The sequence below is a fragment of the Paraburkholderia sp. A1BS-2L genome (genome assembly GCF_051125205.1).
Classification (GTDB): Bacteria; Pseudomonadota; Gammaproteobacteria; order Burkholderiales; family Burkholderiaceae; genus Paraburkholderia.
This window is the reverse complement of the sequence record NZ_CP120428.1, coordinates 1,267,804-1,288,245: the sequence shown is the minus strand read 5'-3', so window position 1 is coordinate 1,288,245 and position 20,442 is coordinate 1,267,804. Positions and strand designations below refer to the sequence as shown.

The following is a 20,442-nucleotide window of genomic DNA, read 5'->3' as shown; positions in this document are numbered from 1 at the left end:
TATAATCCCGGGCATGAATTCCCAAACCGACCTCGTCCCCGCCTCCGCGAGCGCGCCGGCTTCCGCCGCCGCGGACTCCGCTTCAGAGCAAGCTGCCCAGCAGGCCGCGCAGCACGCGCAGTTCGTCGACTGGATGCGATCGGTCGCGCCCTACATCCACATGTTCCAGGGCAAGACCTTCGTGGTTGGCTTCGGCGGCGAAGTCGTGCACCAGAACCTGCTCAACGCGCTCGTCGCCGACATCGCGCTCTTGCAGGCCATGGGCATCCAGATCGTGCTCGTGCACGGTTCGCGCCCGCAGGTCGAAGAGCAGATGAGCCTGCACGGTGTCGAGTCCGAGTTCTCGCACGGCATGCGCATCACCAATGCCCGCGCGCTGGAATCGGCGAAAGAAGCCGCCGGCGAAGTGCGCCTCGACATCGAAGCCGCGATCAGCCAGGGTCTGCCGAACACGCCGATGGCGCACGCGCACATCAGCGTGGTCTCGGGCAACTTCGTGACGGCGCGCCCGGTCGGCATTCTGGACGGCGTCGACTTCCAGCACACGGGCGTGGTGCGCAAGATCGACGCGGACTCGATCCGCCACTCGCTCGCGAGCCGCAAGCTCGTGCTGCTCTCGCCGCTCGGCTTCTCGCCCACGGGCGAGGCGTTCAATCTGTCGATGGAAGACGTCGCCTCGGCGGCGGCCATCGCGCTGCGCGCCGACAAGATCATTTTCCTCACGGAAACGCCGGGTCTCATCAGCGAGGAAGGCGATCTGATCCGGGAAATGTCGCTCGACGACGCCTACAAGCTGCAGGAAAGCGGCACCGTGCTCGGCGACGAAGGCTTCTATCTGAAGCACTCGATCCGCGCCTGCCGCGGCGGCGTGGGCCGTGCGCACATCCTGCCCTACGCGCTCGACGGCAGCGTGCTGCTCGAGCTGTTCCTGCACGACGGCGTGGGCACCATGATCTCGTACGAGAATCTGGAGAGCCTGCGCGAAGCCACGCCGGACGACGTCGGCGGCATCCTCACGCTGATCGAACCGCTCGAAAGCGACGGCACGCTCGTGCGGCGCGGGCGCCACCAGATCGAACGCGACATCGACCATTTCTCGGTGATCGAGCACGACGGCGTGCTGTTCGGCTGCGCGGCGCTCTACGCGTATTCGCAGGAGCGCATCGGCGAAATGGCGTGCCTCACGGTCTCGCCCGAGGCGCAAGGCTCGGGCGACGGCGAGCGGCTCCTGCGCCGCATCGAGCAGCGCGCGCGAGCACGTGGCCTCACGCGCATTTTCGTGCTTACCACGCGCACCGAGCACTGGTTCTTGAAACGCGGCTTCGTAAAGGCCACCGTCGACGACCTGCCCGAAGACCGCCGCCGCCTCTACAACTGGCAGCGCAAGTCGCTCGTGCTGATGAAACAGCTGTGAGCGTCCCCATCTGCTGAGGACGCAGCGACACGCCGCCACCCGATACGACTACAGGAGAAGCACAGCATGGCCCGTATGATCCAATGCGCGAAGCTCGGCAAGGAAGCCGAGGGACTCGACTTTCCCCCGCTGCCCGGCGAACTCGGCAAGCGCATCTACGAAAACATCTCGAAAGAAGCATGGCAGATCTGGCTCAAGCAGCAGACCATGCTCATCAACGAGAACCGGCTGAACATGGCCGACCCGCGCGCGCGCCAATATCTGATGAAGCAGACGGAGAAGTTCTTCTTCGGCGAAGGCGCCGATCAGGCGTCGGGCTACGTGCCGCCGACCGAAGGCTGAAGCTGCACCCGACGCACTGCAAAAACCGCGCCCGGGCGCGGTTTTTTTATGTGCTTTTCAGGCCATCCATGCCCCTCGCGCGACACGCTACAGGGCTGCGTCATTATGGCCGGCAAGATCGCCCAATCCCCCGCCACACAGGGCCTGCCGGGCTCCCCGAAGAACCCCACCGGACGGGCGGTTTGCACGATCTTACGTTATCGTGCTATCATAACGTCTTGTTCGACATTCATTAGTCATCAATTTCAATCAGGCCGGCGCCCAAAAACGCCTTCTTCCTGGTTGTTTTCATACAAAAAGAATGCTCCGCCACGCGGGCCTTCTTTTTCGTTTCCGCGACGCTTCACTTCGCACCCTCGTGCGAGCCCAGCGTCCTTCTGCGTCCTGCCCCCCAACCACGGCCACGCAAGGCGCAACGCAAACGCACAATTCGACCGAGTGTCGTTTCGCGACACTTCAGCATGCCATTCATGCGTCGCCTGCCTCGCAGGCTCACCGAACGCTCGCACTGTGCGGCGTTCGCGCACGACATGCTTGCCGCTATCGCGAAACGGCACTCTCCGGCAACTGTGGCGAGCCATTGCAGGCCCGTCGCTGTCATTGGAGATGCAGACCTTGACCGCTTCCACTTCCGGTTCATCGGCCACCTCGGCCGATCTTACCCTCGACGAAATTACGATCGTCGATAAAAAACTCCTCAAACGCGCCGTCGGCGCCATGGCGCTCGGCAATGCCATGGAATGGTTCGACTTCGGCGTCTACAGCTACATCGCCGTCACGCTCGGTCAAGTATTTTTCCCGTCGAGCAACCCCTCGGCGCAACTGATCGCGACTTTCGGCACGTTCGCTGCGGCGTTCCTCGTGCGCCCGATCGGCGGCATGGTGTTCGGGCCGCTCGGCGACCGCATCGGCCGCCAGCGCGTGCTCGCGATGACCATGATCATGATGGCCTGCGGCACTTTCGCGATCGGCCTGATCCCGTCATATAACTCGATCGGCATTGCCGCCCCCGTTCTGCTGCTCGTGGCACGCCTGATCCAGGGCTTCTCGACGGGCGGCGAATACGGCGGCGCGGCAACCTTCATCGCCGAGTTCGCCCCCGACAAGCGCCGCGGCTTCATGGGCAGCTTCCTCGAATTCGGCACGCTGATCGGCTACGTGCTCGGCGCCGGCACGGTTGCCGTGCTGACCGCCATGCTCTCGCACGAGCAACTGCTCGACTGGGGCTGGCGCGTGCCGTTCATGATCGCCGGCCCGCTCGGCCTCGTGGGTCTCTATATCCGTACCAAGCTCGAAGAAACGCCAGCATTCAAGCGTGAAGCCGAACTGCGCGAAGCGCAGGAACATGCGCGTCCGAAGCTCACGCTGAAGTCGCTCGTCACTGAACATCTGCGCCCCTTCCTGCTGTGCGTGGGCCTCGTGCTGATCTTCAACGTGACCGACTACATGGCGCTCTCGTACCTGCCGAGCTATCTCTCGGCGACGCTGCACTTCAACGAAACGCACGGTCTCTTCCTCGTGCTGATCGTGATGGTGCTGATGATGCCGATGACGCTCGCGTTCGGCCGCCTCTCGGACGCCATCGGCCGCAAGCCGGTGATGCTCGCGGGCTGCGTGGGCCTGATCGTGCTGTCGATTCCCTCGCTCACGCTGATCCAGACGGGCGAGCTGTTTCCGGTGTTCTTCGGTCTCCTGATTCTCGGTACGCTGCTCTCGTGCTTCACGGGTGTGATGCCTTCCGCGCTGCCGGCGCTGTTTCCAACCGCAATCCGCTATGGCGCGCTGGCCATTGGCTTCAACGTATCGGTGTCGCTGTTCGGCGGCACGACGCCGCTGGTCGCCGCCTGGCTCGTCGAGCACACGCAGAACCTGATGATGCCCGCGTACTATCTGATGGGTGCGGCCGCGATCGGCATCGTCTCGGTGGTGTCGCTGCGCGAAACGGCACGCAAGCCGCTGCCCGGCTCCGCACCGTGCGTCGGCAGCAAGGCCGAAGCCCATGCGGTGATGCGTGGCGTGCACGTCGCCCGCGAAATCGACGAACGCTATGCCGCTCACACTGCGGTTCGGGTGTAACGCAGTCATTACGCAGCGACGGCGCTTCAGGCGCCGCGGATTTCGCATCGGCAATTGTCGAAGGCCAGCCTCGCGCTGGCCTTTTTTGCGTTTCGCCTGAAGTCTCGCGTCGCCCCGTGTCTGCGCAGTTGGCTCAGTCGATCAGCCGCGTGTGCTCGATGTGCAGCGCACCGTCGTTTCCGATCGTCAACATCGCTGCGGAAATGGGCAATTTGAAGCGGCGTGGTCCGGCGCTGCCAGGGTTCACGAAGTGCACGCCATGGCGAATTTCGTGCTCCGGCTTGTGTGAATGGCCGCTGACCACGACTGCGATGTCCTGCGCCGCCTTGTCGGCGCCGAGGCCACCCAAATCGCGCAGTTCGTGAACGACTGCAAGCGCGATGCCGCCGATTTCGACCACGGTTTGCACCGGCAGTGCCGCAGCCCAGGAGCCACGGTCGTTATTGCCGCGCACGGCGGTCAACGGCGCAATCTGCGCCAGCCTGTCGAGCACGCCTTGCTCGCAAATATCGCCGGCGTGGATGATCGCATCACTGCCTTCCAGGAAACGCAGCAGTTCGGGCCGCAGGAGATTGTGCGTATCGGAAACTAGCGCGACGCGCAACGGACGTGGACGTGACATGGGATGGCGTTTTCGTAGCGGAAAGCGGATACCGGTGATTATCGTCGACACGCGGCGCGCCTCGCGTCGGAAAGGAACACCGTCACAATGCGCCGGCTTCACTCGGGTGCATCCACACCCGCGCCAAAATATACGGCGAGCCAGACCGTAGGCGTTGCGGTATCGGTCCACGCCACGCGATGCCGGCAGTGCGCAGGAATATGCACGTAGTCGCCAGGACGCATCCGATGGCGCGCGCCGCCTCGCGCCTCGAATTCCAGCACCGCTGCACCCGCGAGCAAAGCGACCCATTCGTCGCGCGGATCGTCGTACCAGAACCCGTCTGGACTCGCCTGCCCCGTCGAGACGATCCGCTCGATCAGGACTCCCGCCTGCCCGGCGAGCCGTTCGAAGCGCTCATCGCGCGCACTGGCTTCGATGCCGGCGTAGAGGTTGCCCGAAAGACTCGCTGCCGGACCTCCAGCGAGCTCCCCGAAACCCGCGTTCTCACCTGACACGCTCATACGAGTGGCCTCAGTCCGTCAAGCAAGGTCGGCACGAGTTCGCTCACCGTCGGGTGAACGTGCATCGCGTATTCGAGCGTCGTATACGGCGCGTCGGCGGTCATCGTGTCGATGAAGGTGTGGATCGCCTCGTCACCCTCCGCGCCGAAGATCGTCGCGCCCAGAATGCGCTGCGTTTGCGCATCCACGAGCGCCTTCATGAATCCATCCGTCTCACCGCGCTCGCGGGCGCGGCCGACGCGCGACATCGGCATGGTCGCGATCAGCGCGGGCCGCCCGCTTGTGCGGACGTCGTGCTCGCTCGCCCCCACCCGCGCAAGCGGCGGATCCACGAACACGGCATAGGCGGGAATACGCGTGTCGGCGCTACGGCGCGCGCCGTCGAGCAGATTTGCCGCGACGATCTGGTAATCGTCGTACGAGGTGTGCGTGAATGCTCCGCGGCCGTTCACGTCGCCAAGTGCCCACACGCCAGTCACGCGCGTACGCAGTTCTCCGTCGACCGGGATGAGACCGTGCTTGTCCCGTTCGATGCCTGCCGCACCGAGCCCGAGATCGTCGGTGTTCGGACTACGCCCCGTTGCGAATAGCAGATGCGAAACGTCGAGCGCTTCGCCGCCGAGTTCGATGCGTATGCCGCCCGGATGCTGGCCTGCATCGCCGCTCGCTCCGAGTGGCGCGACACTGCGTGGCGCGTTGCCGAAGCGAAACTCCACGCCTTCGCGCGCAAGCACGTCCTGCACCGCCCGAGCCACGTCGTCGTCCTCGCGCGCCAGCACGCGGTCCCCGCGCACGAGCACCGTCACGCGGCTGCCGAAACGCCGAAACATCTGTGCGAATTCGAGCGCCACATAGCTGCCACCAACAATCGCCAGATGCACCGGCAACGTCTCCAAAGCGAGCAACGTCGAGTTGGTTTCGTATCGGATATGGTCGAGCCCGGGCACGTCGGGAATGGCGGCGCGCGTTCCCGTGTTGATGAAGATCTCGGGTGCTTCCAGCGTCGCCGTTTCGCCGCCCGCCAACGTCACGCTGACCACATGCGCCGCGCTAAATCGCGCATGCCCCTGCAGCACCGTAACGTTAGAGGCATGGCGCAGCCAGTGTTCGACACCGTCGCGCGACGCGCCAATGATGCGGTCCTTGCGTGCCTTCACGAACGCCAGATCGACGCTCACCTCGGCGTCTTGCGCGGCATTGCCGATCCGCACGCCGAAGTCCGCCGCGTGGCGCGCCACATGCGCCGCGCGCGCGCAGGCAACATAGGCCTTGGTCGGCGTGCAGCCGACATTCACACACGTGCCGCCGAACGCCGCGCGCTCGATCACCGCCGTCTTGCGTCCGCTGGCGCCCAGCCGCACTGCGAGCGGCGGACCGCTCTGCCCTGTGCCGATCACGATCGCATCGAAACGCTGTGCCATGCCGTTCTCCTCGTGCGAAACATCGTGGAACTCACGTGCGCGCGTCACGTCCGCGCCATCTTACGCCGGCGCCGCAAATTCCATGCACGGGTAGTCCGCGAATTTCGAATCGGAAAACGAGAAAAAAGAGCCGCCCCGGATCATGGGGCGGCTCAGAGGGTGACGCTACAACAGCAAACGGGCGATGCCGCTGCGCGTCGGGGGGGAGAATCGTAAAGCCGTACGCTGTCTATCGAGCGTAGGCAAACAGGGTCAATGGACGCGCTCGACAGGCGCCACGCATTCGTGGCTTGCACACCAGAATTCGCGCGAGCGCTGCAGCGCTGCGCGCGCACCGCGCGTCGCCACCATCAGCCCGATCTGACCCATGTTGAAGTCGAGCGACACCATCAACTGCATGAGGTCCACCATCGGCAGGACCAGTGCAGGTTGATACAGTTGTCGTTCGATAAAGGATTTCATGACGGCTCCCACTGAAACCGCCGCGTCTCACTGACGTAGCGTCATTTCCATGAGAGTCATTCTAGGAATGGAGCGTCCGCCGATAAATGGCCCGGACGCGAAGTCACTTGTCGTCAAACACGAACAATCGTGCAAACAGCGGGGCCCGCGATCAACGAGCCTACGGTGCCGGCCCGTGCACGGTCCCGAAGCTCATTCGAGCGGCGTAGCGACAAACTCGGGCAACGCCTCGGCGCGGGCAGCGTGTGCGGCAAGCGCCGGATAACGCGCGGGATCCACCGCGCCCGGCAAGATGTGCTGGGTGAAACGCCAGGCCACCGCGGCCGTGATGTCGGCCTGCGTGATTCGCCCAGCGCACAGCCAGCCAGTGCGGCCGTCCAGCAACTTGTCGAGCACCGTGTACGCGGCGTGCATCTGCGCGGTGACGCGCTGCAGCCACGGTTCGTGCTGACGCTCCTCGGGCCGCAACTGGCGCTCGTACACCTGCTGGACCGTTTTTTCCATGGCGGCCAGCGCGAACCCGTTCACGCGCAGCGCGAAAGTGCGCTCCTGCGACTCCTCCGGCATCAGGCGCCGCGCCGGCGGCACCTTGTGGTCGAGATAATCGAGGATCAGTGTGGAATCGATCAACAGCGTGCCGTCGTCGTCGATAAACGTCGGCGCCTTGACGACCGGATTGATCTGCGCGAACTCGTCGTAATGCCGGAATACCGACACGCTGCGATGCTCGAACGGCATGCCAAGCACGTACAGCGAAATCGCGACACGACGTACATACGGAGAATCCATCATGCCAATCAACTGCATTGCCACACCTCGCACAAGAAAAAGGGGACTGGGCAGCCGATAGTGCAGCATCGGCGCATTCATTTCAAGATTTGCGGATCGTTCCCTGAGCTCATGATCGAACCCCATTATCGCCAGGCAACTGCCCTGGAAGCGCAGCTACGGCGATGCAAATTGCTTAACGGCCTCGCTCAAGCGATTGATAACAAGCAACTAAAACGGCTCCAAATAACGCCGTGTCGATGTGTCGCGAAAGATTCGATTTGCCTGGCGCTACATTTGTTAACTGTCGTCGTGTGTGATGCGACGCGTCATTGCTGCAATGCAACCTTACCGCTATCCGGGAATAGTGAAGACGCGTCCATGCGTACTGGCACGCCGCGCAAGGCTCGGTATGGCACAAGTCGCAACACAAGGATGCCGAACTATTACTCACCCTGCATTCCAAGGGGTTTTCGTGCGCCGCATGTGTTGCACTGCATCGCCGGGAAACTCCTGGATACATACGCCGAAAGGCTGCGATAGTCTGACTGCACTAGGAGACGAAATCATGAGACAAGCATTCAATGTTGGCGTCGTCATCATCCTCGCACTCCTCCTCGCGAACCGGGCGATGACGCGCGCGCAGGCGCATGAGACCAGCTCGGTAACTTGCGCGCAAGGCTCGGAACTCGTGCGGCTCGACGCGCTCGCGCGTGGCTTCACCGCCATCGGCGCGCGCAGCCAGGGAGAGAATTTCCTCTCGTCGTGCCTCGTCTCCGGACAGGCTCAGGTCGGCAAAATCGTCGCTCACGACTGATTCGGCCGAACCGCATCGAACGCACAGCGCGAGACAAACAACCGTTCTGTTCTTCGTGCGGCGCTGCCGCACGGCGTGCGGATCGGCCAGATACGTTCTGTGACATAGCGGCTTGACGCCTTCGCCAGACATAGCCGGGGCGACGCATATACGCTCGATTGGGCCGACGCACGCGCCATTAAACGCAAAACCAGGCGCCACTCCTCTTCGGGCGATGTCCGTTCACCTCACGCGTCCTACCACTTTCACAGCGCTATTGCCCTGCACGCGCATGACGTGCGCGTGCACTCATGCCTCTATATTTCACGGACGTTAATTAACATTCCCCCGAGTTGCCAATGGCCGCGTTTGGCGGCGACAATGGTGCGCGATCAGGAGGAATTTATGAGAGGCAGCATCCTGTTGCTTGGTCTTGGCATGCTAACGGCATGCACATCGGTAACCAGTGTGAACGCGAGACAGGATGGGCATTTTTCGATCACGAGCCGGGCGCGTTGGGACATCGTCTCGTGGAACCACGTGCGCAGCGCCGGTTTCAAGGAAGCGCAGGCTTATTGCCACAAGCAAAATAAAGAGATGCACGCGGTCGACGTGCACAGCGAAGGACTGCGCGGCGTTACTCCACAATCAGTAGAGGTAATCTTCGACTGCATCTAAATTGCCTTCCCGCATGCCGCACACCCCCGCCCATCAAGCCTTTTGCGGATTCACGCCGACTTTTTGAGCGATTCCTTGCGCAACAGCAATGGTTTGTTGCCGCTGTCCCTGATACCCAATTCGCATCTTGCAGATACACTGACGAAACATTTTGTTACGGCCTGTATCATGCTTACCGCCTTTTTTCTCGTGGCGCCTTTGGCAATTGCGGCGCTTTTCGGCTTTGCGCGGCTCGTCAATCCGCGCACCGGCCAGATCGGCAGCCGCTGAGCGCACGGCGCGCCCCGGACATCGTTGCGATGTCCCGGCAGCCCCTAGGCCCAGCGACAAAAAACCCGCGAGGCGGTACGCCATCGCGGGTTCAGGGGGCTTCTTGCGAAGCCCGTTCGGGTTTCAGGTTGTCCTGGTGCCGGCGACCGGACTCGAACCGGTAAGCCGTGAGGCGGCGGATTTTCGTCACACTACGTCTTTCGACGCCGCCCGCGAAGCTCTCGCGGATGTTCGTGCGCTGGACTATGCCTTCGCCTTAGCCTCTTGGCGCTGTAATACCGCGCCAAAGCCTTAGGCGCCCCCCGTCTAGTCTCTACACCTTCCTGGCCGGCGCGAACATGCACCAGCCGGCTTGGCTCGGCGTTGCCTCGGCACAATGCGCGCTTGCGCACTGCAAAGTCCAGGGGTTTCTCCGAATTTGAGGGGTTCTGCACCGGCCGTTTCCGGCTGGGCACTCAATCTAGTTTTAAGTCCGCTATGTTTACCAATTTCATCACGCCGGCAAAGCGGACGCGATTCTACCATTGGCACAGCGATTCCGGCTCAAGCCGATAACGATGCCATCCGACTCGCTACCCGCGCGTCACGCAACCGAAATGTTGCGCACTCAACGTGTTTAAAGCTCGCCCCCGGCGCGCGTCTGCGCGAGGGGCGGCACGATCGCGCACGCTCCGGTATGATCGGCACGCCTGAACTCATGCAGACGGCGTTTCGCCGGCAAGAACGAGGGCAGCCTTTTCAGCATCTCATATCGCTGGGCGCCGCCCGCATACCGTGCACATGTCCACACCCGATTCCGCATCCGCTGGCGAACGCCAGTCGCTGCGCGGCTTGCTGCTTTTGCTCGCGACCATCGCGGGCGTCGCGGTCGCGAACATCTATTATAACCAGCCGCTGCTCGACGACTTCCGCCATACGTTCCCCGCCGGAGCCGCGTGGATCGGCGCGGTGCCCGCCGCCACGCAGCTCGGCTACGCCCTGGGAATGCTCCTGCTCGCGCCGCTCGGCGACCGCATCGACCGACGCCGCATCATCCTCGTGCAGACGGGGCTGCTCTGTCTCGCCCTGCTCGCCGCCGCCGCCGCGCCCTCGCTGCCGGTGTTGATCGGCGCGAGCCTCGCCATCGGCGTGCTCGCCACCATCGCGCAGCAGGCCGTGCCGTTCTCGGCTGAACTCGCGCCGCCCGAGCAGCGCGGCCACGCCGTGGGCACCGTCATGAGCGGTCTCCTGCTTGGCATCCTGCTCGCGCGCACCGCAGCCGGGTTCGTCGGCCAGTACCTCGGCTGGCGCATGGTGTTCGCCGCCTCGATCGTGGCGCTGCTCGCGCTCGCCGTGGTGGTCGTGAAAAAACTGCCGAAGAGCCAGCCGACTTCGACGCTCGGCTACGGCAAGCTGCTTGCCACGCTCTGGCACCTCACGGTCGAATTGCGCGGCCTGCGCGAAGCCTCGGCTATCGGCGCTTGCCTTTTTGCCGCGTTCAGCTTGTTCTGGCCCGTGCTCACGCTGCTGCTCGCGGGCGAGCCGTTCCACCTCGGCTCCGAGGTCGCCGGGCTCTTCGGCATCGTCGGCGCGGCGGGTGCGCTCGCCGCGCCATGGGCGGGCCGCTCCGCCGACAAACGCGGCCCGCGCGCCGTCATCACGCTCTCGATCGCGCTCATCGCCCTCGCGTTCGTGATCTTTGCGTTCTCGGGCACGAGCCTGATCGGTCTCGTGATCGGCGTGATCGTGCTCGATGTGGGCGTGCAGGCCGCGCAGATCTCGAATCAATCGCGCATTTACGCGCTGCGCCCCGAAGCGCGCAGCCGCGTGAACACCGTATTCATGGTCTGCTACTTCATCGGCGGGGCAACGGGTTCGGCGGTGGGCGCAGCCACCTGGCATGCGTTCGGCTGGATGGGTGTGTGCGCAGCCGGTCTGGGTTTCAGCGCGCTCGCGGCGTGGATTCACTACACCACGCGTGCGCAGTCCGACGCAAACACATAACCGTACATGACGCGTTCGCCGCGTGGAGCGCGTACACGCGCCGCATCGCGAATTCGCGACAGCGGCCAGGCACGGGATATGCTGAAAAAGGGTTCACTCACTCAGCGGAGGCCCTTCTCATGAAACGCCTGATTGCCTTCTTTCTCATCACCGCGTCGGTTGCGGCGCTGGCCGCCTGCAATACCGTCGCGGGAGCGGGCGAAGATCTGTCCTCGGGTGGCCACGCCATCACGAACAGCGCCGAGAAAGCGAAGTAACCGGCGGCATTCGCGGCGCCGGCACACCTGCCGGCGCCGGAACCGCGCTGCTGCCAACGCGTTAGCGCGGGCGCAAAAACTTCGTGCTGCGAATAATGCGGCAAGTTCAGGAACCGCGTCGCCTGTCGTCGAACAGGAACGAGAGTCCAACGCTGCCGAGAATCAGCACGGTGGCAATGATCGTGCCGAGGGTAATCGGCTCGCCGAGCGTAAGCGCCCCGATGATCACCGCGACAACCGGGTTTACATACATGCAGCTGCTCGCCACGATCGGGCTCGTGTGCCGGATCAAATAACCATAGGCAACATACGCAGCCATCGTGCCGATCACCATCAGGTAGACGAACGCGACGACCGGCAGGACATGCAGCGCGCCCATACGCTCGCCGGTGATCCATGCCACCAGCGTCGAGATCCCACCGCCAAGACCGATCTGCAGCGCCGTCGCGATAAAGAGATCGGAGGGCAATTCGAGCCGTCCCGCGAGATGCGCACCGACCGCCCAGAAGAGCGCGCCGCCGAGAATCGCAAGGCTACCGCCCGCCGTGCCGCTCGCCCCGCCGTCGTGGCTGAGAATCGCGATGCCAACAAGACCCAGCGCCACTGCCGCCCATTCGCCCTTCACGACGCGCCGCCCGGCTGCCGCGGCAATGAGCGTGGCGAACAGCGGCACGGTCGCGACCATCACGGCCGCGGTGCCCGTGCCGACCGTGCGCATGCCATAGGCCAGCATGCCGCTCGACAGGCCCACCAGCATCGTGCCGACCACGCCTGCATTGCGCACCTGCGCAAGCGTCGGCATGGGGGGACGCCGGCGCACGGCGAACACAAAGAGCCCGATGCCCGCGAACAGATTGCGCAGGCCCGAAAGCAGCAGCGGCGGAAAAGAGCCGAGCGCCACGTGCACGCCGAGATAGGTCGAGCCCCAAACGAAGTAGACAACCGCGAGCGATAGCGCCACACGACCGCCGCGCGACTGCGGCAAGCGCACGCTGCGCGCGAGACGCCAGCATTGCGCTCCGGTCTGTATCAGCGCCTGTAGCAACCCTTGGGCAAGTGAGCCGCCGGTCCAGCGAGAAGGCAAACGGGGAGGCATGGTCATTGCACCGCGGAGAGACTGGGGGCTGACCGCGGACACCCCGCCGGTCGTGGGACGGGACGAATGAAGCGCAACGGCATGATCGAAGCAGCGAAAAGAAAGTGCGAGATGTGCCTCGATGCGCCGCAATGGAGCAACTAAGGACACGAAGAGCCCGAATCGGGCGTCACGCATTATGCAACAAGGCACCTGGTTGCGGACGAAGCGAGCATGCCTTTATGCGCAAGGCGTACAACTTGCGCGCAACCCCGACTGAAACACCGTGCTCGAACGCCCGCCGCGACGGCCATAGCGTCGCTCTGCGGCAAGACGTCGCCATCCCCTCGCCGACACCACACGCTTCGCCCGGGACGCGTTGCCGACGCAGGTCGTCCATGAATAACAAGACCGTGTTAACATGCCCTCTGCTTTCACAAAACTTTCAGTTAATTCTGTCGTCCCCAATGCCTCCGTCGTTCACGCATCTTGCCGTACATCTCGCCGCACCCTTGCCGCCGCGCACCCAGCGCGGCGCGTCTGCGCGCGCGGGAACGCTTCTGGATGCGCGGTCCGCCGCCCGACGACACCTCCCCGGCTCCCAGGCCCCGCTCGCCGCCGCCCGGCGTCCATACTGAACCACCCTCCGCTTTCCGGAGCCGTTCGGTCGGGCTCCGGGCCGATCCCTCACTTTTTCAATCCCGGATCGTAAGGAGAACCACCATGTCGAAGAAAATCCGCTATCTGACCGAGCTCGATCTCGCTCGCCTCGAAAAATGCGCCGCCGAGCCCGGTGCGGCCGCCGCACGCCAACCCATGCTCGACGACCTGCTCGAGCGCGCGGAGATCGTCGACTCGCGCAAGGTCGCCGCCAATGTCGTCACCATGAACTCGCAGGTCACGCTCGTGAACGAACGCACGGGTGAGGAAGTCACGTTTACCGTGGTCTACCCGGCGAGCGCCAACCTCGACGCCGGACGCCTGAACGTTTTTTCGCCCGCGGGCCTCGCGCTGCTGGGCGCGAAGCGCGGCGAGTCCGTGCGCTTCACGCCGCCGAGCGGTGCCGTCGAGACGTTCAAGATCGACCGCATCCTGTTTCAGCCCGAAGCCGCAGACGATTTCACGCTGTAAGCAACGCGCGCCCGCGCTTGGCCCTGGCACATTTCACATGCCGAAGCACTTGCCAGATCGTCGCAGCACGGTGTATCGTTTGGCCTGCTTACGCGGGGGTCCTGCGTCATGCGCCGCTTCGAATCGTTCACACGAATGTTCAAGCCGCGTATTGCGTGGGTGAGAAATACCCTTTGAACCTGATCTGGATAATGCCAGCGCAGGGAAGCGTCCGGACTTCGCAACGCAAACGCCTCACCTCATCACAGCGAAGTCCGTCCACGTTCCGTCTCATCTCCTGCTAAGCCGCTGTTCCCACATAGCTTTGCATGGAGAGAGGCATGAACGCCAACCCGAAATTCGTTTCCGCTAACGCGCACGTCGACGAAGCTGCAATCGCGCCGCTGCCCAATTCCCGCAAGATTTACGTAACCGGCTCGCAGCCCGACATTCGCGTGCCGATGCGCGAAATCACGCAATCGGACACGCCCACGGGCTTTGGCGGCGAAAAGAATCCGCCGATCTACGTCTATGACACTTCGGGCCCGTACACCGACCCCGAAGCGAAGATCGACATCCGTGCGGGCCTGCCCGCACTGCGTCAAGGCTGGATCGAAAAGCGCGGAGACACCGAAGCGCTGCCCGGCCTCTCCTCCGAATACGGCCGCGAGCGCGCCGCCGATTCGGCCACGGCCGAACTGCGCTTCCCGGGCCTGCACCGCACGCCGCGCCGCGCGAAGGCCGGCAAGAACGTCACGCAGATGCACTATGCGCGCCAGGGCATCATCACACCCGAGATGGAATTCATCGCCATCCGCGAAAACCAGCGCCGCGCCGAGTATCTGGAAAGCCTCAAGACGAGCGGCCCGAACGGCGCGAAGCTGGCCGCGATGATGGGCCGCCAGCACCCGGGCCAGGCATTCGGCGCGGCTGCCTTCGGCGCCAACGCCCTGCAGGAAATCACGCCCGAATTCGTGCGCGAGGAAATCGCGCGCGGCCGCGCAATCATCCCTGCGAACATCAATCACCCGGAAAGCGAGCCGATGATCATCGGCCGTAACTTCCTCGTGAAGATCAACGCGAACATCGGCAATTCGGCGGTCACGTCGTCGATCGGCGAGGAAGTGGACAAGATGACGTGGGCGATCCGCTGGGGCGGCGACACGGTCATGGATCTCTCGACCGGCAAGCACATTCACGAAACACGCGAGTGGATCATCCGCAACTCGCCGGTGCCGATCGGCACCGTGCCGATCTATCAGGCGCTCGAGAAGGTCAACGGCAAGGCCGAGGACCTCACGTGGGAAATGTTCCGCGACACGCTGATCGAGCAGGCCGAACAGGGCGTCGACTACTTCACGATTCACGCGGGCGTGCGCCTGCAGTACGTGCCGCTCACCGCCAACCGCATGACGGGCATTGTTTCGCGCGGCGGTTCGATCATGGCCAAGTGGTGCCTCGCGCATCACAAGGAATCCTTCATTTATGAGCATTTCGAAGAGATCTGCGAAATCATGAAGGCCTATGACGTGAGCTTCTCGCTCGGCGATGGCCTGCGTCCCGGCTCGATCTACGACGCCAACGACGAAGCGCAGCTCGGCGAGCTCAAGACACTCGGCGAGCTCACGCAGATCGCGTGGAAGCACGACGTGCAGGTGATGATCGAAGGTCCCGGCCACGTGCCGATGCAGCTCATCAAGGAGAACATGGATCTGCAGCTCGACTGGTGCAAGGAAGCGCCGTTCTACACGCTCGGGCCGCTCACCACCGACATCGCGCCGGGCTACGACCACATCACCTCGGGCATTGGCGCCGCGATGATCGGCTGGTTCGGCACGGCGATGCTCTGCTACGTCACGCCGAAGGAACACCTCGGCTTGCCGAACAAGGACGACGTGAAGGAAGGCATCATCACGTACAAGCTTGCGGCGCACGCAGCCGATCTCGCGAAGGGTCATCCGGGTGCGCAAGTGCGCGACAACGCGCTGTCGAAGGCGCGTTTCGAGTTCCGCTGGGAAGACCAGTTCAACATCGGCCTCGATCCGGACAAGGCACGCGAGTTCCACGACGAAACGCTGCCGAAGGATTCCGCGAAGGTCGCGCACTTCTGCTCGATGTGCGGTCCGCACTTCTGCTCGATGAAGATCACCCAGGACGTGCGCGACTTCGCGGCAAAACAGGGCATGACCGACGACGAGGCCCTGAAAAAGGGCATGGAAGTGAAGGCCGTCGAGTTCATCAAGCAAGGCGCGGAGATTTATCAGCGCCAGTAAGGCACGCAAGACGGTATGCTGCGCGCCGCGAAACAATTTCTAACGATTCCGACAACTCGTTGACAAGCGCATACACCCGGATACGGGAGGCGCTTCTACGATAAATGCATTGGAAGCGCATCAGGCACTAAACCGCCTGGTGCGCCTCGCCCGATACAACCGGAGTCGAAAAATGAAAACACTTGCACGCGCACGCACTCTCCTCACTGTGACAACGCTCGTTGCCGTAGTCGGCAGCCTCTCGGCTTGCGACAACATGTCGAGGCGCGACCGCGACACCGCAATTGGCGCAGGTGTCGGCGGCGTCGCGGGCGCGGCCATTGGCGGCAGTGCGCTCTCCACGATCGGCGGTGCTGCGGTAGGCGGCATCATCGGCAATCAGGTGGGCAAGTAAGGGCCACGTCTGCCCTGCCTGACACAGCGAAAAACTCACGACATAACAACAGGCAATTAGCCGGCAATCCGGGTTGCACATGCCGGCTTCAGAGAGGATACGCGGCGCATGTCTCGCAAGAGCATGCGCCGCGTTTGCATTTGGCCGCGACTATGCATGCGTGTGTTTGGGCATGCAGTCATGCAAGCACGCGAAAGATGCGGTGATTCAAGTGCAACACAGGGTGGCGGCGAGGAGCGTAAACTCGATCGATCAGGTTCCGGGTGCCCAACGCACTTACTGCCGGCCGAGTAAGGAGTCCGCCATGAATCGCCCCTTAGCCGCCCTTGCCTCGCCTTGCAGCGCCTCGATGCGCCAATCCTCGTTGGAGCGCCCGCGGGCGCGCGGCGCGCTCAGGCGGAGCTCGATGCTCGCTGCAACGGCCGTCCTGCTCGCGCTTTCCGGCTGCTACTACTATTACCCATACGGCTATTCGCCGTACTACTACGGCACCGTGCCCGCCTCGAGCACGCAGCATGAAAACGCGGTCTTGCAGACCAATCCGCAAGCGAATCTGCCTGCCAACCCCGCACCCGCGGCCGTCCCCGATACACAGTACCCCGGGCCGCTGTATCCCTCCCCGCCCGTTGCTATCGCGGTGCCGGCCTGGCCGCTCTATTCCTCTTATCCGGCTTATCCGGCTTACCCCCCGTATTACCCCTATCCCGCGTGGGGATGGGGGGCGCCCGCCATCTCCTTTGGCTTTGGTTACTGGAGCGGTGGGGGCGGCCACTGGCATCACTAAGCGCCAGCCAGCGCCACGCGCGCCGCACGACCGTACTTTCCCTCCCTTGACGCTCCCGAACCATTTTCTATGCTGCTATTGGGTATCGGGTACTGAAGCACGGCCTTACTGAATTCCCCTCCTCATGGCGGCGCGCGGGTCTACCGCGCGCCGCGCGCACTGCCGACGCCACGCCCGGCACACCTTTGCGCCCGCACGCATCGATGCGCCGATACCAATCAGCATAAAGGAGACGTCATGTTCCATCAGCTGTTGACTCCCATCGGCAACTCGCTCTTCCTGTCGTTCATCGTGGCGGTGCTGCCGATCGCCGTGGTGCTCGTCCTGTTGGGCTGGGCGCGCCGGCCCGCGTGGCAGGCTTCGCTCGCGGGCCTCGTCGTGGGCCTCGTCGTCGCGATCGCGGGCTGGCAGTTCCCGGTCAATCTCGCCATCAGTTCGGTGCTCAACGGCGTGGTTTTCGCGCTGTGGCCGGTCATGTGGATCGTCGTCACGGCCATCCTGCTTTACAACATTGCGGTGCGCTCGGGGCGCTTCTCGGCGTTTCGCATGTGGCTGCTCGACAATCTGCCCAACGACCGGCGCATCGTGCTCGTGGTGGTGGGCTTCTCGTTCGGCGCGTTGTTCGAAGGCATCTCGGGTTTCGGCACCCCCGTCGCGATCACCAGTTCGCTATTGATCATGCTCGGCTTCCCGGCGCTCGAAGCACTCACCTTCACGCTGATCTTCAACACGGCGCCGGTGGCGTTCGGTGCGCTTGGCGTGCCGATCACGGTGCTCGGCGCGGTCACCCACCTGCCCGCCGACGCGCTCGGGCAAATGGTCGGCCGCCAGTTGCCGTTCTTCGCGGTGGCGCTGCCGTTCTATGTAATCGCCATCTACGCGGGCGTGGGCGGCATGCTGCGCATCTGGCCGGTGCTGCTGGTCTCGGGTGGCAGCTTCGCGCTCACGCAGTTCGTCACGGCGAACTACATCAACTACAGCCTGACCGACGTGCTCTCCTCGCTCGTCTCGCTGATCCTCACGATCCTGTTTCTGCGCGTGTGGAAACCCGCGCCCGACGCGCGCTTCGAGATCAAGGTCGACCGCGCCAAGGAAGTGCGCGGCGACGTCTCGGGCACGCAGGGATGGTATCCATGGATCATCGTGGCGGTGGTCGTGATTCTCTGGACGATCGCCAAGGTGTTCGCGATCGGCGACCTCAAGGTGCACTGGCCGGGTCTCGACAAGGCCGTCTACATCACGCTGTACAAGACGCCGTATGGCGCGATCTGGGACTTCCAGCCGCTCGGCACGGGCACCGCGATCCTGCTTGCGGCCATCATCACGGCGCTGGTCGTGCGGCTCAAGCCCGCCGACTTCGGCGCCGCGATCGTCGACACCTGGGTACAAACGCGCATCGCCATCCTGACCGTTGCCACCATCGTCGGGCTGGCGTTTTTGATGAACTACTCGGGCCTGACTTATACGCTGGGTCTCGGCGTGGCCTCGGTGGGCGCGTTCTTCCCGCTCGTCTCGGCGTTCCTCGGCTGGGTGGCCGTGTTCCTCTCGGGCAGCGACACCTCGGGCAACGCGCTATTCGGCAATCTTCAGGTGGTGGCCGCGCACCAGCTCAATCTGGACCCCGTGCTCATGGCGGCGACCAATTCGTCGGGCGGCGTCATGGGCAAGATGATCTCGCCGCAAAATATCGCGACGGGCGTGGCAACCACCGACCTCAAAGGGCAGGAAGGTTACGTGTTCGCGAAAACCTTCAAGCACTCGATCCTCCTGACGGTGCTGCTCGGCATTCTCGTGTGGCTGCAGCAAAACGTGTTCACGTGGATGATTCCGCCGCATTGAAGACGGCGTGCAGCGTGAATGAAAAAACCGCCTGCGAATCGAGGAATTCGCAGGCGGTTTTTTTGATTGTCCCGGGGCGGCGTGGGCGACGCCCCCTGCATTCGAGAATGCTTACTGCAGTTGCTCGACCACGAGGCTCATGATCTCGCGAGCCGGCCGCGACGAGTCGACCTGCCCGTTGTCGTCGACGACCGACACGCGGGTCTGGTTCTCGGTCACGGCGCGCACATTGAGCTTGTACTGCTTCGCGACCTTGTCCTTGTGGCCGTGGAAGAGCTGGCTCCAGAAGCCCTGCTCCGCCGAGCTCAGATCCTGCGGATCCACGTAGCGCAGATAGTAGATGCCCTTCGTGCGGTCGCGGTCGTCCACCGTGAAGTTCGAGCGGTCGAGCGCGACGCCCACGCGCAGCCATGCGCGGTCGTACGGCTCGGAGAGCGTGAGTTCGGTCGACGTGTACTGGCCCCCTGCGGCGTTCGCCGCCGACGCATCGGACGGCGCACTCTGCCCCGCGACAGCAGCGTTCTGCGCCGCGACGGCGGCAGCGGCCGCGTCGGCACCCTTGGCCGGCGTCTTGCCGTTGGCATTCGCTTTCGCGTCGGCCTCGGCGGAGATCTGCGCGTCGGGCACGCCGGGCTTGGCGCGCGCGAGCGTCACCATGAGCCGCTTGAGGTACTCCGTTTCGAGCGCCGGATCGTTGGGCTTCGGCACCCAGTGGGTGGTTTCGTTGTTGGTGCCGGTCAGCTGCTCGCTCAGGCCCTTCTGGCTGATGAAGATGTACGTGCCGCCGGTGGGCGACGTTTCGAGGCGCGTGCGGTACTTGTTGCGCTCGGCCGTGACGTACGAATTGCCCGTGGCCCACGACAGCGTGTTGCGAATGAGGCCGTCGTTGATCTTCGGATGGGTTTCGTTCCAGTCGGTTTCCATCACGCCCTTGTCGCGCTGGTCGACCACCAGCAGGAAGCCCTGCTCCTGCCAGAAGCGGCGCACCTGCGGCCAGACCTGGTCGGGCGTGCGGCTGTCGATGACGAGCCAGCTTTCCGTGCCGTCACGCTGAATGTGCATGCCAGGCACCTGCGGGAGCACTTGGGTCTGGTCGGACACGGGCGCCGCGGCCTGAACCTGCTTGAGCGCGGACAGCGAGGTTTCGCCGCCTTGCGGAGGCAGCGAGCGCTGGTCGCCTGTTTCGTCGAGCAGGTTCGGCGGCACGGCCAGCGACGCCTGCTTCGCCTTCGCATCGCTGCGGTAATCGATCTTGCCGGGCGTCGGCGAACTGCAACCGGCGACCAGCCCGCCCGCCATCAGGAGCGCGAGCGCGCGTGCGGCAAGACGTTGGTGAAAATCACTCATGTTCGGGTAATCCCTTCGGCTAGGCCAC

General features: G+C 63.8%; 20 protein-coding genes and 1 riboswitch. Of the genes, 13 read left to right on the top strand and 7 right to left on the bottom strand.

Going from position 1 to position 20,442, the window contains the following annotated elements; all coding sequences use genetic code 11:
* The first annotated feature begins 13 nt into the window (after window positions 1–13).
* The 3 genes from argA to proP all read left to right on the top strand — a co-directional run bounded on the left by argA (window position 14) and on the right by proP (window position 3,832).
* Window positions 14–1,414 carry an amino-acid N-acetyltransferase gene (gene argA / locus P5W98_RS05800; protein ID WP_035530996.1) on the top strand — a complete coding sequence of 467 codons (1,401 nt, stop codon included), beginning with the start codon at window positions 14–16 and terminating at the stop codon, window positions 1,412–1,414.
* Window positions 1,415–1,480: 66 nt separating this feature from the next.
* The gene (locus P5W98_RS05795) at window positions 1,481–1,756 is read left to right on the top strand and encodes an oxidative damage protection protein (RefSeq protein WP_421023677.1); all 276 of its coding nucleotides are present in this window, start codon (window positions 1,481–1,483) and stop codon (window positions 1,754–1,756) included.
* Between the two features lie 606 nt (window positions 1,757–2,362).
* Entirely contained in the window at window positions 2,363–3,832 is a 1,470-nt protein-coding gene (gene proP, locus P5W98_RS05790) for a glycine betaine/L-proline transporter ProP (RefSeq protein WP_421079340.1), read from the top strand.
* A gap of 133 nt (window positions 3,833–3,965) precedes the next feature.
* Here proP and P5W98_RS05785 read toward each other — a convergent pair whose 3' ends face one another.
* The 5 genes from P5W98_RS05785 to P5W98_RS05765 form a co-directional block, all read right to left on the bottom strand.
* Window positions 3,966–4,454 carry a metallophosphoesterase family protein gene (locus tag P5W98_RS05785; protein ID WP_434718514.1) on the bottom strand — a complete coding sequence of 163 codons (489 nt, stop codon included), beginning with the start codon at window positions 4,452–4,454 and terminating at the stop codon, window positions 3,966–3,968.
* 98 nt (window positions 4,455–4,552) lie between these two features.
* Entirely contained in the window at window positions 4,553–4,957 is a 405-nt protein-coding gene (locus P5W98_RS05780) for a cupin domain-containing protein (RefSeq protein ID WP_434718462.1), read from the bottom strand.
* Window positions 4,954–6,378: an FAD-containing oxidoreductase gene (locus P5W98_RS05775; RefSeq protein WP_434718461.1), complete on the bottom strand. Its 1,425-nt coding sequence runs from the start codon at window positions 6,376–6,378 to the stop codon at window positions 4,954–4,956. Before P5W98_RS05775 ends, P5W98_RS05780 begins: the two co-directional genes overlap by 4 nt.
* Window positions 6,379–6,630: 252 nt before the next feature.
* Complete coding sequence (locus P5W98_RS05770; RefSeq protein WP_421023672.1) at window positions 6,631–6,840, bottom strand: hypothetical protein; 210 nt, start codon at window positions 6,838–6,840, stop codon at window positions 6,631–6,633.
* Window positions 6,841–7,032: 192 nt separating this feature from the next.
* Window positions 7,033–7,647 (bottom strand): glutathione S-transferase family protein, encoded by a 615-nt coding sequence (locus P5W98_RS05765; RefSeq protein ID WP_421043979.1) that lies wholly within the window; start codon window positions 7,645–7,647, stop codon window positions 7,033–7,035.
* 529 nt (window positions 7,648–8,176) lie between these two features.
* On the opposite strand from P5W98_RS05765, the gene P5W98_RS05760 reads away from it, so the two are divergent.
* The 5 genes from P5W98_RS05760 (at window position 8,177) to P5W98_RS05740 (ending at window position 11,592) form a co-directional block, all read left to right on the top strand.
* Window positions 8,177–8,425: a hypothetical protein gene (locus tag P5W98_RS05760; RefSeq protein ID WP_035530985.1), complete on the top strand. Its 249-nt coding sequence runs from the start codon at window positions 8,177–8,179 to the stop codon at window positions 8,423–8,425.
* Window positions 8,426–8,785: 360 nt separating this feature from the next.
* Window positions 8,786–9,082, top strand: coding sequence for a hypothetical protein (locus P5W98_RS05755; protein WP_421079336.1), 297 nt, complete (start codon window positions 8,786–8,788; stop codon window positions 9,080–9,082).
* A 75-nt stretch (window positions 9,083–9,157) separates the two neighbouring features.
* Window positions 9,158–9,352: a hypothetical protein gene (locus P5W98_RS05750; RefSeq protein ID WP_434662200.1), complete on the top strand. Its 195-nt coding sequence runs from the start codon at window positions 9,158–9,160 to the stop codon at window positions 9,350–9,352.
* 780 nt (window positions 9,353–10,132) lie between these two features.
* On the top strand, window positions 10,133–11,335 hold the full coding sequence (locus tag P5W98_RS05745; RefSeq protein ID WP_421023668.1) for an MFS transporter: 1,203 nt from the start codon (window positions 10,133–10,135) through the stop codon (window positions 11,333–11,335).
* A 119-nt stretch (window positions 11,336–11,454) separates the two neighbouring features.
* Window positions 11,455–11,592: an entericidin A/B family lipoprotein gene (locus P5W98_RS05740; RefSeq protein ID WP_421023667.1), complete on the top strand. Its 138-nt coding sequence runs from the start codon at window positions 11,455–11,457 to the stop codon at window positions 11,590–11,592.
* Window positions 11,593–11,698: 106 nt separating this feature from the next.
* On the opposite strand, the gene P5W98_RS05735 is transcribed toward P5W98_RS05740, so the two are convergent.
* Window positions 11,699–12,688 (bottom strand): EamA family transporter, encoded by a 990-nt coding sequence (locus tag P5W98_RS05735; protein ID WP_434718460.1) that lies wholly within the window; start codon window positions 12,686–12,688, stop codon window positions 11,699–11,701.
* A gap of 702 nt (window positions 12,689–13,390) precedes the next feature.
* On the opposite strand from P5W98_RS05735, the gene P5W98_RS05730 reads away from it, so the two are divergent.
* From P5W98_RS05730 to P5W98_RS05710, 5 genes are all read left to right on the top strand, one after another.
* Complete coding sequence (locus tag P5W98_RS05730) at window positions 13,391–13,798, top strand: GreA/GreB family elongation factor (protein WP_434718459.1); 408 nt, start codon at window positions 13,391–13,393, stop codon at window positions 13,796–13,798.
* An 84-nt stretch (window positions 13,799–13,882) separates the two neighbouring features.
* Window positions 13,883–14,022: riboswitch (TPP riboswitch) on the top strand.
* A gap of 96 nt (window positions 14,023–14,118) precedes the next feature.
* A complete protein-coding gene (thiC, locus tag P5W98_RS05725) occupies window positions 14,119–16,050 on the top strand; it encodes a phosphomethylpyrimidine synthase ThiC (protein WP_421023664.1) in 1,932 nt (643 codons plus the stop codon).
* A 172-nt stretch (window positions 16,051–16,222) separates the two neighbouring features.
* The gene (locus tag P5W98_RS05720) at window positions 16,223–16,444 is read left to right on the top strand and encodes a glycine zipper 2TM domain-containing protein (protein WP_421023663.1); all 222 of its coding nucleotides are present in this window, start codon (window positions 16,223–16,225) and stop codon (window positions 16,442–16,444) included.
* 406 nt (window positions 16,445–16,850) lie between these two features.
* Window positions 16,851–17,228, top strand: a complete 378-nt coding sequence (locus P5W98_RS05715) for a hypothetical protein (RefSeq protein WP_421023662.1) — start codon at window positions 16,851–16,853, stop codon at window positions 17,226–17,228.
* Between the two features lie 237 nt (window positions 17,229–17,465).
* A complete protein-coding gene (locus P5W98_RS05710; protein WP_434718458.1) occupies window positions 17,466–19,067 on the top strand; it encodes an L-lactate permease in 1,602 nt (533 codons plus the stop codon).
* 111 nt (window positions 19,068–19,178) lie between these two features.
* Here the strand turns inward: P5W98_RS05710 and bamC are convergent, their stop codons facing one another.
* The gene (bamC, locus tag P5W98_RS05705; RefSeq protein WP_434718457.1) at window positions 19,179–20,414 is read right to left on the bottom strand and encodes an outer membrane protein assembly factor BamC; all 1,236 of its coding nucleotides are present in this window, start codon (window positions 20,412–20,414) and stop codon (window positions 19,179–19,181) included.
* Window positions 20,415–20,442 lie beyond the last annotated feature (28 nt).